The 12,532-nt window shown below is 64.1% G+C and carries 8 protein-coding genes; 4 read left to right on the top strand and 4 right to left on the bottom strand.

What is annotated here, in order from left to right; translation table 11 throughout:
* Positions 1 to 80 precede the first annotated feature (80 nt).
* Both CGZ88_RS06420 and CGZ88_RS06425 read left to right on the top strand, forming a co-directional pair.
* Entirely contained in the window at positions 81 to 2,075 is a 1,995-nt protein-coding gene (locus tag CGZ88_RS06420; RefSeq protein WP_101671410.1) for an ABC1 kinase family protein, read from the top strand.
* Positions 2,076 to 2,211: 136 nt separating this feature from the next.
* On the top strand, positions 2,212 to 3,279 hold the full coding sequence (locus tag CGZ88_RS06425; RefSeq protein ID WP_101671411.1) for a glycerophosphodiester phosphodiesterase family protein: 1,068 nt from the start codon (positions 2,212 to 2,214) through the stop codon (positions 3,277 to 3,279).
* 1,317 nt (positions 3,280 to 4,596) lie between these two features.
* On the opposite strand, the gene CGZ88_RS06430 is transcribed toward CGZ88_RS06425, so the two are convergent.
* Positions 4,597 to 5,535, bottom strand: coding sequence for an NAD-dependent epimerase/dehydratase family protein (locus CGZ88_RS06430; protein ID WP_101671412.1), 939 nt, complete (start codon positions 5,533 to 5,535; stop codon positions 4,597 to 4,599).
* Positions 5,536 to 5,767: 232 nt separating this feature from the next.
* Here CGZ88_RS06430 and upp point away from each other — a divergent pair, with 232 nt between their 5' ends.
* Positions 5,768 to 6,409: a uracil phosphoribosyltransferase gene (gene upp, locus CGZ88_RS06435; RefSeq protein ID WP_026644771.1), complete on the top strand. Its 642-nt coding sequence runs from the start codon at positions 5,768 to 5,770 to the stop codon at positions 6,407 to 6,409.
* Between the two features lie 121 nt (positions 6,410 to 6,530).
* Here upp and CGZ88_RS06440 read toward each other — a convergent pair whose 3' ends face one another.
* The 3 genes from CGZ88_RS06440 to CGZ88_RS06450 all read right to left on the bottom strand — a co-directional run bounded on the left by CGZ88_RS06440 (position 6,531) and on the right by CGZ88_RS06450 (position 10,711).
* Positions 6,531 to 7,286: a hypothetical protein gene (locus tag CGZ88_RS06440; protein ID WP_101671413.1), complete on the bottom strand. Its 756-nt coding sequence runs from the start codon at positions 7,284 to 7,286 to the stop codon at positions 6,531 to 6,533.
* Entirely contained in the window at positions 7,276 to 8,331 is a 1,056-nt protein-coding gene (locus CGZ88_RS06445) for an NUDIX hydrolase (protein WP_423734415.1), read from the bottom strand. The genes CGZ88_RS06440 and CGZ88_RS06445 overlap by 11 nt, the downstream gene beginning before the upstream one ends.
* Before the next feature lie 142 nt (positions 8,332 to 8,473).
* Positions 8,474 to 10,711: an RNA degradosome polyphosphate kinase gene (locus CGZ88_RS06450; protein ID WP_026644768.1), complete on the bottom strand. Its 2,238-nt coding sequence runs from the start codon at positions 10,709 to 10,711 to the stop codon at positions 8,474 to 8,476.
* Positions 10,712 to 11,537: 826 nt separating this feature from the next.
* On the opposite strand from CGZ88_RS06450, the gene CGZ88_RS06455 reads away from it, so the two are divergent.
* Positions 11,538 to 12,518: a CpaE/TadZ family protein gene (locus CGZ88_RS06455; RefSeq protein WP_243390096.1), complete on the top strand. Its 981-nt coding sequence runs from the start codon at positions 11,538 to 11,540 to the stop codon at positions 12,516 to 12,518.
* Positions 12,519 to 12,532: the final 14 nt, after the last annotated feature.

The following is a 12,532-nucleotide window of genomic DNA, read 5'->3' on the forward strand; positions in this document are numbered from 1 at the left end:
AACGTTGATCGCGCCGCCGCGCGCGATGATGCAATGCGCCGCCTGAGGCGCCGAACCGAAGGCGGTGCATCGTCATGCCTATGAATCAGCATTCAGACCAGCACGGCAACGTGACGCCGGACGAGCTGCGCCGCTTCGCGCGGGAGGAACACCGCGACCTGCGCGACGAGGCGCGCGCCGAACGCCACGAGGAGCATGAGCAGGCGCGCGCCGCACGCGAACGGCAGCACGAAGCGCGCGTCGACACATCGAAAATCGTCGACCTCGACGCGAAACTACAGGATCAGGAGGCGCACGCCGACGGCGGCGACGCCGACGAGCCGCATCGCGCACGTCTCCTCGAAGCGGAGGAGACGCAGGAGGCCGCGCACATCATCGAACTGCGCGACCAACTGCCGAAGGCGTCGAAGGACCCCGAGACGATCGGGCTGTTCGGCGCGCATCGCCGCTCCTTCGCCGACCAATACCATCTGACGCGCCGCAGCAAACTCAAGCGGCTGCACCAGATCGGCAAGATCGCGATGCAGTTCGACGCGCTCAAAGGACTGACACCGGTCAAGATGCGCCTGATGTTCGAAGCGCTCGGACCGACTTTCGTCAAAGTCGGGCAGATCCTGTCGATGCGTTCCGAAATCCTGCCGCAATCGTTCTGCGACGAACTGTCCAAACTGCGCGCCGACGCCGACCCGATGCCGTATTCAATCGTGCTCGAAACGCTCGAATCCGAATACCGCCGGCCGCTCGGCGAAGTGTTCCGCACAATCGACCCGACCCCGCTCGGCTCGGCCTCGCTCGCGCAGGTGCATCGCGCGACGCTGCTCAACGGCGAAGACGTCGCCGTCAAAGTGCAGCGTCCCGGCGTGCGCGTGACGATGGCGGAGGACGTCTCGATCATGCGCTCGCTCGCGCGCGGCGCGACGAAAATCATGCACAACGCGCAGGTCGTAGACTTTCAGGGCGTCGTCGAAGAACTGTGGGACACCTTCGACGAGGAGACGAACTTCCTCAACGAAGCGCGCAACCTGAGCGCCTTCAAACGCTTCTGCGACGGCTTCGCGTACATGGACTGCCCGACGCCGTACATCGATCTGTGCACCGAACACGTGCTCGTCATGGAATACATCGACGGCATCCCGATCTCGCATACGCGCGAACTGATCGACGACGGCTATTCACTCAAGGAAATCGGCACGAAACTCGTCGACAACTACGCAAGCCAGATCCTCGACGCCGGCTTCTTCCACGCCGACCCCCACCCGGGCAACATCGAAATTCGCGGCGGGCAGATCGTGCTGCTCGACCTCGGCATGACCGGACGACTCAACGCGTCGACGCGCGCCGCGCTCAAGCAGATGCTCTTCGCCGTCGCCAAACAGGATTCGGCACAGCTCGCCGACGCGCTGCTGCGCTTCGCCGGCACCGAAGCCGACCATACCGACTATCCGTCGCTGCTCGCCGACCTCGATGGCATCATCGAGGAATTCGGCACCGTGAATCTCGAGGACCTCGACCTCGCGCAGTTCCTCACGTCGCTCACGCAGATGGCACGCCGGCACGGCATCGAAATCCCCAGTTCGATCACGACGGTCGGTCGCGCGCTCGTGACGCTCGAAGGACTGCTCGACAAGTTCATCCCCGACGTCAACATGATCGAAATCATCTCCGAACACATCGAGCATTCGAAGACGAAGACGCAGACGATCAAAGACGAAGCCGAACAGCTCGCCATCGAAAGCCACGCGGCGTTGCACGGTGCGCTCAAATCGATGAGCGAGGCGAACGTCGCACTCCATATGCTCACGCGCGGCGAACTGCGGACGAACTTCGAACTCGTCGGCTCTGAGGAACCGCTGCAGCAGTTGTCGGACATGGTCAACAGGCTCACGATGGCGCTCATCGTCGTCGGTCTGTTCATCGGATCGTCGATCGTCTACTACGCCGGCATGAAACCGATCATCTTCGGTATACCGCTCGTCGGCTTCCTCGGATATGTCGTCGCATTTGTGCTGTCATGCTGGATCGTCATCGACATCTATCTCAAAGGGCGCGAACGGCGGCACCGAAAACACAAATAGGACGCGCGCGCCGGCCGTTCGCTGACGGCGCGTGTCGGCGCCGCGGCCGTGCACTAGGCTCGGAATCACTAGGCTCGGCGCAAGAAATAAATACGGAATCGATGAGGAATCGACGAAAAACAAACAAGGAGCAATCATGGCAAAGACGTTGAGGAACATCGTCATCGGCGCAGCGGCCGCCGCCGGCGCCGCAGTGTGGGCGACGGCGCCGCGCAGCTTCGGCAACCGCAGGAAGAACTACGTATCGTCGCTGCCGGAGGTCATGTACGCGCATCGCGGACTGCACGACGCCGGCTCGGGACTCAGCCAGCAGTACGCGGGCGAAAGCGGCGAATACGTGGCGCTCGCGCGGCGCATGGCGATGCAGGCGGGCTACGGCACGCCGAGCGAAGTCGGTCCGATCGCGCCGGAGAACTCGCTCGCGGCGTTCGCGGCGGCCGCCGAGGCCGGCTACGGCATCGAACTCGACGTGCAGCTGACGCTCGACAACAAGGTCGTCGTCGCGCACGACCCCGATCTGCTGCGCGTCGCCGGAGACCCGCGCAAGATCGCCGACCTCACCTACGACGAGCTGATGAGGATCGCGCTGTTCCCGACGGCCGCGCCGGGTGCCGAGACGTCGCCGCTGCTGCCGAGCGCGACCGCCGAGGATCCGGCGATCGTCAAGACGCCGGAGGAAGCGCCGAAGGGGTACTACCAGCATGTGCCGCTGCTCGCCGACGTGCTGCGCGTCGTGGACGGGCGTGTGCCAATCATCGTCGAATTCAAATTCGAGAACATGCGTGACTGGGGCAGCCGCGACGACACGCTGATGCAGAAGGCCGCCGATCTGCTTGACGCGTACAAGGGCGTCTATGCGGTGGAGTCGTTCAACCCGGCGGCGATGCACTGGTACAAGGAGAACCATCCGAACGCGTCGCGCGGACAGCTCGCCGAGGACGCGCCCTTCGGGGGCGCCGACCCGGTCGTGTGGGCGGCCGGCAAGCTCGCGTTCAACTGGATGAGCCGGCCCGACTTCATCGCCTACGATTACCGCAACGGCAACAGCAAGGCTCTCGCCTTCGCGCGGCGCATGGGCGCGCAGACGGTCGCGTGGACGGTGCGCAGCGAGCAGGAGCTCAACGCCTGCCTGCCGTACTTCGACCGTTTCATCTTCGAGGCCTTCGTGCCGGGAGAGACCCCGGCGAGCGCGCTGCAGCTGTAAGCTGCGGTGCCTGCCTGATGTGCGGCGTTTGGTGTGCGCGCGATGTATGTCGCGTGCACACTTCGCGTATGATGGTTGCTGGATGGCGGGGCGGTGCGGCTGAGGAGGTGCCGATGAAGCGCAAGAGGGTTCTCGCGGGGCTGATGGTGCTTGTTGTGGCAGTATGCGCATTGGCTGTGACCTATTGGGTTCTGCACCGAGAACGACCGAGCTCCGAGGTGCGGCTCTATGTCGTGAATCAGAATGGGCGGCCTTTGCCGGACTGTTTCATGTCTACCGCCCGCCGAGGATATGACGGTCCTGTCGCCCCCATTGCTGTAACCACTAATGCGCAAGGTGCCGTGAAATATGATATGTCCTATGGGACTTATGATATTGAAATATCATGCCCGGGCTATATCTATGGTGAAGCCCACGATAGTACAGCGGTGATTGAAGTCGATCAGCCTCGTATCGTCCGCAGGATTGTGAGGGTTAAAGGACAAAATGTGGGTCTAATGGGGGGTGTGCCACGCCCGTCCGGCCCAGCCTGTTCTGATGCCGAATCCGTTTTCGTATGCGTCCACGCCGGGTGCGGGGCGTTGCACGTCGGTGAGGGATCCCTCCTTCGGCCCCGGCGTGGCGGCCCTCTTGCGCATCGGATGGTTGCATATCGGGCATAGCCGCGCCCTTGCCGACTTTCTCCTGACCATGCACCAGCAGTAGCAGAAAACACCACGATGTCAAACTGGACCGCCGATTAGGCCCGGAAACCCTAATCACACCACGACACGCCAACCACCGGAAGGCCCGACGCCACTCATAAGACCCACATTCTGTCCTTTAACTCGATTGTGATGCAGGGCGTGTCGGTGCCGACGTCGGGTGCGGCGGCGGTGGACGGGCTGCCGCAGCAGTGAGGCACAGCCGAAGCAGCTTGCGCTTGTAGGGATAGGGCGACGCGCCGGATGCGGATCCGGCGAAACCATGTACAATGGTATCCGCGTCGGGCCGTGCATAGCCCCGGGCTCCATTTTTTGCCGCTGCGAGCGGCCTTTGCGCCGACATGGCGCTTTCGCGGTCCGGCGCATCTCCTTGTCACCTGTTTCCTCTGTTTCCTCACGCTAGCTTTTGCTGCCGCTGGCTCCAGTGCGTCGTTCGGACGCGCGTCGCTGACGCTATCTGCGCTGAGGGAGAGCAACTTCTTCGAAAAGGCCAAGTATGGGGCTTGGCGAGGCGCGCAACGGTGCGGTTTTCGCAGTGCATACTCGGCATATCCGCCGAAGAGGCACTCCCTCAGCGCAGATACGGTGTTCGAGGCCCCGCGATTGGCGCCGGTCAGTGCACCGGCTGCAGATCCTTGGCGGCGGGGGCGAGGTGCAGGTCGATGTACTGCGTGTACGGATGCGTGTTCACCTGATCGGTGTGGCAGCGGTACCAGTCGTAGGACTCGCACAGGCCCTTGTCCAGCGGCGTGACGTCGGGCATGATCTTCTGCTGTGCATGCACGTCGAGGCTGTATTCGTACTCGTGGAACGGGAAGAAGTTGCGCGGCTCCACACCGTCGACGCTCGCATAGGTCGGCGTCTTGCCGACTGCGGCGTAGCACAGGTCGACCCATTCGCGCACGGTGACGCTGTCCGGATTGCCGACGTTGAACACATGTTGCGCGGGCTGCTCGTCGATGATCAGTTCGAGGAAGCGGCACAGGTCGCGGATGTGGAAGAACTGCAGCCGCATATCGCCGTTGTTCGGCAGATAGAAGCGACGGTCCTCGCGGGCGCAGTCGAAGACGAAGGCCTCGCGGTACAGGTTGTTCATCGGCCCGTACAGATACGGCGGGCGCACGATGTAGGCGCCGTCGACGCATTGGAGCAGTGCGCGTTCGGCTTCGATCTTGCCGGTGCCGTAGTCGCCCCAGAACATGTTGCGGCCGAGGCGCACGTCTTCGGCGAAAGGCTGCAGATTCGTCTCGGGGTAGACGGCGCTCGAGCTGATCATGATCGTCGAGTGGACGCGCGCATGTTCGAGGGCATGCGCGAGGTCGAGCACGTCGCGCGCGTTGTAGGCGGTTACGTCGATGACGGCGTCGAAACGTTCCCCGTCGAGCTGATGGCCCAGATCGTGGCGGTCCGCGACGATTGTGCGCACGCTGGCGACAGGCGGGTGCGAGCCGCGGTTGAGCACGGTGACGTCGTCGCCTATCTCCACAAAATACTTCGCGATGAAACGGCTCACAAAAATCGTTCCACCCGTGACGAGGATGCTGCGTGTCATGCCTCGACCCCTCTCCGTGTTGTAGTCGATTGGTATGCGCCGCGTCCACCCTCGCGGGCCATATCGTTCGACAGTGTAGCGGCCCCGAACGGACGCGGCGTCGCCCTATCCGTCTGTTGAGATGGATGTGGTGTGGGGGCGTGCGTACTCTGTGAGCATAATACGGGGGAGAAGCGCGGATGGGCGGCGTGGCATGGCCGTTCGGCAGGGGTCGGGGGCTATGCTGGGAGGTATGGAATTGCATGTTTTGAATCATCCGCTCGTCGAGCACAAGCTCACCGTGCTGCGAGACAAGAACACCCCCTCTTCGACGTTCCGCGAACTCGTCTCCGAACTCGTCTCGCTCGAGGCGTACGAAGCCACGCGCAACCTTGCCGTTGTGGACAAGCCAATCGAGACGCCGGTCGCGCCGATGGTCGGCAAACAGATCGCCAAGCCGCGGCCGATCATCGTGCCGGTGCTGCGTGCGGGACTCGGCATGCTCGACGGCATGACGCGCATGATGCCGAGCGCCGAAGTCGGCTTCCTCGGCATGAAGCGCGACGAAGAGCATCCGACGCAGCAGATCACCTATGCGAACCGACTGCCCGACGATCTGTCGGGACGCCAGTGCTTCCTCATCGATCCGATGCTCGCGACCGGCGGCACGCTCGTCGCCGCGACACACTATCTGGCGGAGAAAGGCGCGAAGGACGTGACGGCGATCTGCATCATCGCGGCGCCGGAAGGCATCAAGTTCGTCGAGGACAACATCGATCCGAGCATCGACTTCCGCGTCGTCGTCTGCGGCGTGGATGAAGGCCTCAACGATCGCAGCTACATCGTGCCGGGTCTCGGTGACGCCGGCGATCGCCTCTACGGCGTCGTCGACTGATTCGGTCTCTGACCTGCGCGGGCGGGTGTCCCTGATTAGCGGGGCGCCCGCCCGTTTGCGTATGTAGGGCCTGAAGCGGGTCGGTTGGCCGATAGCGTCGAGGACTCGACCCGTAAATGGGCTACTCGAGGCGGCTGCGGCGCCACAGGTGGGCGCCGGCGCGCAGGTCGGCGGCCGTCGTATGCAGATTCGCGGCCGTGTGCAGCAGCTGGGCGGCCTTCGTGTGCGCGGCGCGGATGTCCTCGGTCGTGCCGACGGCCGACTTGTCCGGATCGGCCATCGCCTTCGCATGCGCGTTGAGCCGCTGCGCCTGTATACGCAGACCGGCGACGACGACGTCGACGAAAGTCGCGGCTCGTTCGAGCGCGATGGCGAAGTCGCCGCGGAACGCGCCTGCGAGAATCGAATCGGCGGTGCGGGCGATGTCCTCCTCGGTCGGTGCCGCGTCGATGCCGGCGATCGCCGACGCGGACGTGACGATCGGCTCGCCCAGCCTCCACAGTCGCGCGATTGAATCGCGGCGCCGCCGCATCCATGTGCGTAGCAGATACAGCCGCCACAGCACGCCGGGCAGCGAATCCGGCTCCGCGTGGCTCCACAGTTCGGCGATGACGTCGACGCCCTCATGGTCGACGAGCGTGAGCACGCGTTCGACGACCTGCGGATCCTCGGTCGTGTGGACATGGCTGAGCAGCGCCCACGCCGTCGCGTGACTGACTGCGCTGAGTTGTTCGGGGTCGACGCCGCCGGCGATGTTCTCGGCGAGCGCCTGATCGAGCTGCCCGGGGCGTGCGGGGCGCGGGGAGCCGGTGTGCGTGAAGGCGGAACGGCTCGCGATGATCGAGCCGGAGCCGCTGCGTTGCGCGTTAGTAGACAATCGGAGCCACTTTCTGGATGTCGATGATGCGCAGCCCGTCGTCGGTCGGCACGAGGAACATGGCGAGCGCGCTGCCGGTAGGCATGTATGGGGTCTTCGCGATGAGTCGTTTCGTCAATGATTTGCTCGCGCACATCGGCCGCAGATGGTCGAACATGCCGCCGATGACCGGTCGATGCATGCAGATCGCCATCGGATGGTCGCCGTGGACGGTCCGCTCGAGCTGCGCGAGGAATGCCTTCCATGTGCCGTTCGCGTCGCGCGCGTACGCGTCTTCGGTGAGCTCGGGGATGAACTCGACCGGCATGCCCGTCTGCCATGACAGCATCTGCATCGTCTGCTGGCAGCGCATCCACGGCGACGATGTGAGCCGCGCCGGCGCGTAGCAGGCGAGTTCGCGGTCGAGCGCGTAGGCGGCCGCCGCGCCGCGCGGCGTGATTGGGCGCGCCGCGTCGGTGCCCTTCCACTGTTTGCGCGCCTCGGCTTTCGCGTGCCGCACGAGCAGCACGGCGCTCGCGGCGTCGGCGTGCTCTTCGAGGCGATCGACGAACAGCGCGAGGATGTCCTTGTCGGTGGAGTGCGTCAGCGTTTTGCGCGCCTCGGGAACCGTCAGCCAGACGACGTCGTTGATTTCGCCGACGTCCGCGCGATGCACGGGGCCGAAGGCGGGCGCGAGCTGATGCGCGAGCGGACGGTCGATGACGGTGGCCATCCAGTAGAGCACATGCTTGCGCTGCCCGTTGTCCGGGCCGTCGTGCTTGTTGCGTGATTTGCGACCCTCCGCCGACAGTGGATAGTCGACTTCGCCCAGATACGGCCCGAGCGCGACGACCTGTCCGGTCTCCTCGCCGATTTCGCGCACCGCCGCATGCCGATGCGATTCGTTGTTCTCGAGTTTGCCTTTCGGCCAGCTCCAGTCGTCGTATTTCGGACGGTGCACGAGGCACACTTCGATCGGGCCGTCCGGCGCGCCGCCGCGGCGACGATAGAGGATGCCGCCGGCCGCCTCGACCACATGCTTGCATTTGCCACTCATAGTTCCCATTGTAGGAGGGGCGTCCGTTTTCACGGTCTGCGTGACGGGCGTGACAGATGTGTGATGTGCGCGTGCATACGGCGGGGCCGGTGCACGTTGACATGCACCGACCCCGCGTAATCGTGACGACTGTCGCCAATCAGCTGTGTGATCAGTTATGCGCGCTGGGGCGACGCTGATGCTTGCGGATCAGGTATTCCTGGCTGTCGACGAGCGGGCGACCGTCGGCATCCTTCGAATGGCGCACGTAGGTGCCATCGGACTGCATATGCCAGCTCGACGTCGAATCGGCCATCTGCAGGTCGATGTACTTGATGAGTTCGTCGATCTGCTCGGGCACGGTGATGCGCACGAGCGCCTCGACGCGGCGATCGAGGTTGCGGTGCATCAGGTCGGCGGAACCGATCCACACCTCCGGCCCGGAGATCGGGCCTTCGCCGATCTGCGGGCCGTCGGAGTTCGCGAACGCGTAGATGCGGCTGTGCTCGAGGAAACGGCCGAGGATCGAACGCACGCGGATGTTCTCGCTCAGTCCGGGCACGCCCGGCTTGAGCGAGCAGATGCCGCGCTCTACGATGTCGATCTTCACGCCTGCCTGGCTTGCGCGGTAGAGGGCGTCGATCGTCTTTTCGTCGACGATCGAGTTCACCTTGATCTTGATCCACGCTTCCTTGCCGGCGCGCGCGGCGTCCTCCTCGCGGCGGATGCGCTGGATGAGGCCGGAGCGCACGGTGCGCGGTGCGACAAGCAGACGATGGAAGCTCGACTTCGGCGCGTAGCCGCTCAGCTGGTTGAACAGGCGCGTCATGTCCTGACCGACGACGGGATCGCACGTGAGCAGGCCGAGGTCGGTGTACAGGCGCGCCGTCTTCGGGTTGTAGTTGCCGGTACCCACATGGCAGTAGCGCTTGAGGCCATCCGCCTCCTGACGCACGACGAGCGAGAGCTTGCAGTGCGTCTTGAGTCCGACGATGCCGTAGACGACGTGCACACCGGCGCGTTCGAGCTTGCGCGCCCACGCGATGTTCGCGTCCTCGTCGAAGCGCGCCTTGAGCTCGACGAGCGCGAGCACCTGCTTGCCGGCGTGTGCGGCGTCGATGAGCGCGTCGATGATCGGCGAATTGCTCGACGTGCGGTACAGCGTCTGCTTGATTGCAAGGACCTTCGGGTCGGCGGCTGCCTGCGCGAGGAACGCCTGCACCGACGTCGAGAACGAGTCGTAGGGGTGGTGCAGCAGGATGTCGCCTTCGCGGATCGCCGCGAAGATGTCCTGCGCACGGCTCGATTCGACCTGCGCGATCTGGCGGTTCGTCGTCGGTACGAAGGGACGGAACTTGAGGTCCGGACGGTCGATGCTGCCGAGCTCGAAGAGCACCGTCGCGTCGAGCGGCGCGGGCAGACGATACACCTCCTCCGGCGTGACGCCCATCTGGTCGGCGAGCAGCTGGGAGAGGAATGGCGACGTCTCATCGGAGATCTCGAGGCGGATCGGAGGGCCGAAGCGGCGGCGCAGCAGCTCCTTCTCGATCGCGTTGAGCAGGTTCTCGGCGTCGTCCTCCTCGACCTCGATGTCCTCGTTGCGCGTCACGCGGAACGAACGCGCCTCCTTGATGATCATGCCGGGGAACAGCGTCTCGAGATGCGCGATGATCAGGTTCTCCATCGTGATGAAGCCGTAGCGCACTTCGTCGGAATCGTCCTCGGTCATATCGTCGACCGGCACGAGGCGGTTGATGTTGTCCGGGATCTTGACTCGCGCGAAGTGCGACTTGCCGGAGGCCGGGTTCTCGACGATGATCGCCAGGTTGAGCGAGTTGCCGGAGATGTAGGGGAAGGGGTGCGCCGGGTCGACGGCGAGCGGCGTGAGCACCGGGAAGATCTGCTGGCGGAAGTAGCGCGACAGGCGCTCCTGCTCGCTGATCGTGAGCTTGTCCCAGCTCAGCAGCTTGATGTTCTCCTTCGCGAGGTCCGGAAGGATGTGGTCGACAACGTAGTGGGCATGCTCGTCCTGCAGCTTGTGCGCCTGTTCGGAGATCGCACGCATCTGCTGGCGCGGGCTCAGGCCGGACGGGCTCGTCACGGCGATGCCGGTGTCGATGCGACGCTTGAGGCCGGCGACGCGGACCATGAAGAACTCGTCGAGGTTGTTCGCGAAGATCGCCGCGAAGTTCGCGCGTTCGATGATCGGGATGTCCTCGTCTTGGGCGAGTTCGAGCACGCGCTTGTTGAACTTGAGCCAGCTGAGCTCGCGGTCGAAGAAGCGGTCCGGCGGTAACGGCTGTTCGCCGCTGAGCGTCTCGCGTTTGTCGGTCTTGTCCGTCTCTGCGATATGTTCGGCGATCTGGCTGCGCAGAATCGCCTTCGAAGGTGCGTCAAAAATCTGTGCCATGCACACTACTCTAGGGGGTGGTGGCCGAGAAATCACTGGGAATGTCGAAAAAATCTGCTTTCGTTGCACAAACTTTACCTACGTCGGCGCGTGGGAGGGGCGTGGCGACGGCTGGCGTCGGGCTCGGAGGTCGGTTGGAGGTCGTTCGGACGGAATTGCGACACGCCGAGAGCGGTGTTCGAATGAACATGCGGACCTGTGGAATGGACAATATGGCTCGTTTTCGTGTTGCGTTCAGCGTCGCGTTGCACAAAACGGAAAAAATGCGAACATCGCGCCGAAGAAGGCTGTTCCGACTTGCGAAGCCGGATGAATCGAGCATAATTAGCAAGTACAAGAACAACTGAATAGCAGACCCACAAAAAGTATATGATCAGCAAGATTATTACGTTGGGCGGGTATTGGAAAGACTTACCGTTGCAACGATGAGGTTGTGCAGAGATTCTGCGCAGTTGGACTTGTGAGGGACCCACTTCGGTGGGTCCCTTTTTCATGTTCGATGGATGTTCGCTCCATGTTCGGTGCATGGTTGTGCGGGTTGACGGGCGTGCCGCGCGGCGCGGAGACACGCCGAGGGGACGCCGGCGGCGGCGAAAAGTCGGCGATTTCGGGTTGCGCGGGCGGTCGCTGCAGATGTTGTCATCCCTACTGCCGGGCCGATGTTCACAATGAGATGATTGCGTCGTTCGCACTCGGAGAAATGTGGATAACCGGACCGTCCGTACACATACCCCCGTCCGGATTGTGCACGGCGGAGTGTACGTCGTTCAATCGAGCCATGAACACATTGGCGATGATGCCTGCGTATGCAGATGGACAAGGGGCGATGAGCCGGCCGATGGCCGTGTTCAGCGCGTCCCGCAGCACGAACGAGCCGCAACGGTACTACATGCCGCCGCGGGGAGATTCCGGCGCGCAGCCGTATCGGCCGCGCCCGCAGGAGACGATGCGCCGCGCCGACGCGTGTCGCGAGGCGATCGAACTGTCCGGCGGCAACGTCATCACGGTGTCGTCGGCGAGCGGTGGCGCCGGCACGTCGACGATCGCCGCGCTGCTGGCGCGGTCGCTCGCCGTCCATCATGCGCCGGCGGCGCTCGTCGATGCGGACGTGCGCATGGGCGGTGGCGGTCTCGACGTGCTGCTCGGCATCGAACATGAACAGGGTTCGCGTTGGCACGACGTGCATGCGCCGCTCGGACAGCTGAGCGGCTCGGCGTTGTATCGGCAGTTGCCGAAGTGGGGCAGCGTGAAGGTGCTCGCCTACAACGCGTGGAACGGCGACGCGCCGAAGCCGTGGGAGCTCGACGCCGCCGTTCACGCGCTCGCCGCCTGCGACGAGATCGTCGTCGTGGACGCCGGGCCGGGCACGACAATTGCCGAATCGCCGACGCTCATCGAAGCGGCGCATGTCGTTGTTGTCGAACTGTCGGTGCTCGGGCTCGCGCGCGGCCGTGCGCATCTCGATTGGCTGGAACGGCAAGGTCAGGAAAGCGTTGACCGTCGGACGATGCCGCCTGGGCCGGGGCAACCTTCGCGGCCGGTCGCCGAACATCCGGGTGACGTCGTCGCCGTCATCGGCGTCGAACCGCATGGGCCGGCGCGGCTGCGCGGCGTCGTCGACGTGTCGGACGCGAAATCCTACCTCGGCAAGGACATCATCGGCACGATCCGCAACGACGCCAAACTATGCGGGGACATCCTCGAAGGCCTCGGCATCCGCGCCGTGCCGAAACGCAACGCGCTCGTGATCGACAGGCTCGCCCAACAGGTGGAGCGCGTCTGCGACCTCAGTGGGACGCTGCGGTGAGGGTGAGGAGGGTG

This window comes from Bifidobacterium anseris (genome assembly GCF_002860345.1).
Lineage (GTDB): Bacteria > Actinomycetota > Actinomycetes > Actinomycetales > Bifidobacteriaceae > Bifidobacterium > Bifidobacterium anseris.

Coding starts and splice junctions, on each gene's coding strand:
- CGZ88_RS06450 (WP_026644768.1), bottom strand. CDS start 10,711: ATGGCACAGATTTTTGACGCACCTTCGAAGGCGATTCTGCGCAGCCAG.
- CGZ88_RS06445 (WP_423734415.1), bottom strand. CDS start 8,331: ATGGGAACTATGAGTGGCAAATGCAAGCATGTGGTCGAGGCGGCCGGC.
- CGZ88_RS06425 (WP_101671411.1), top strand. CDS start 2,212: ATGGCAAAGACGTTGAGGAACATCGTCATCGGCGCAGCGGCCGCCGCC.
- CGZ88_RS06455 (WP_243390096.1), top strand. CDS start 11,538: ATGAGCCGGCCGATGGCCGTGTTCAGCGCGTCCCGCAGCACGAACGAG.
- CGZ88_RS06430 (WP_101671412.1), bottom strand. CDS start 5,535: ATGACACGCAGCATCCTCGTCACGGGTGGAACGATTTTTGTGAGCCGT.
- CGZ88_RS06420 (WP_101671410.1), top strand. CDS start 81: ATGAATCAGCATTCAGACCAGCACGGCAACGTGACGCCGGACGAGCTG.
- upp (WP_026644771.1), top strand. CDS start 5,768: ATGGAATTGCATGTTTTGAATCATCCGCTCGTCGAGCACAAGCTCACC.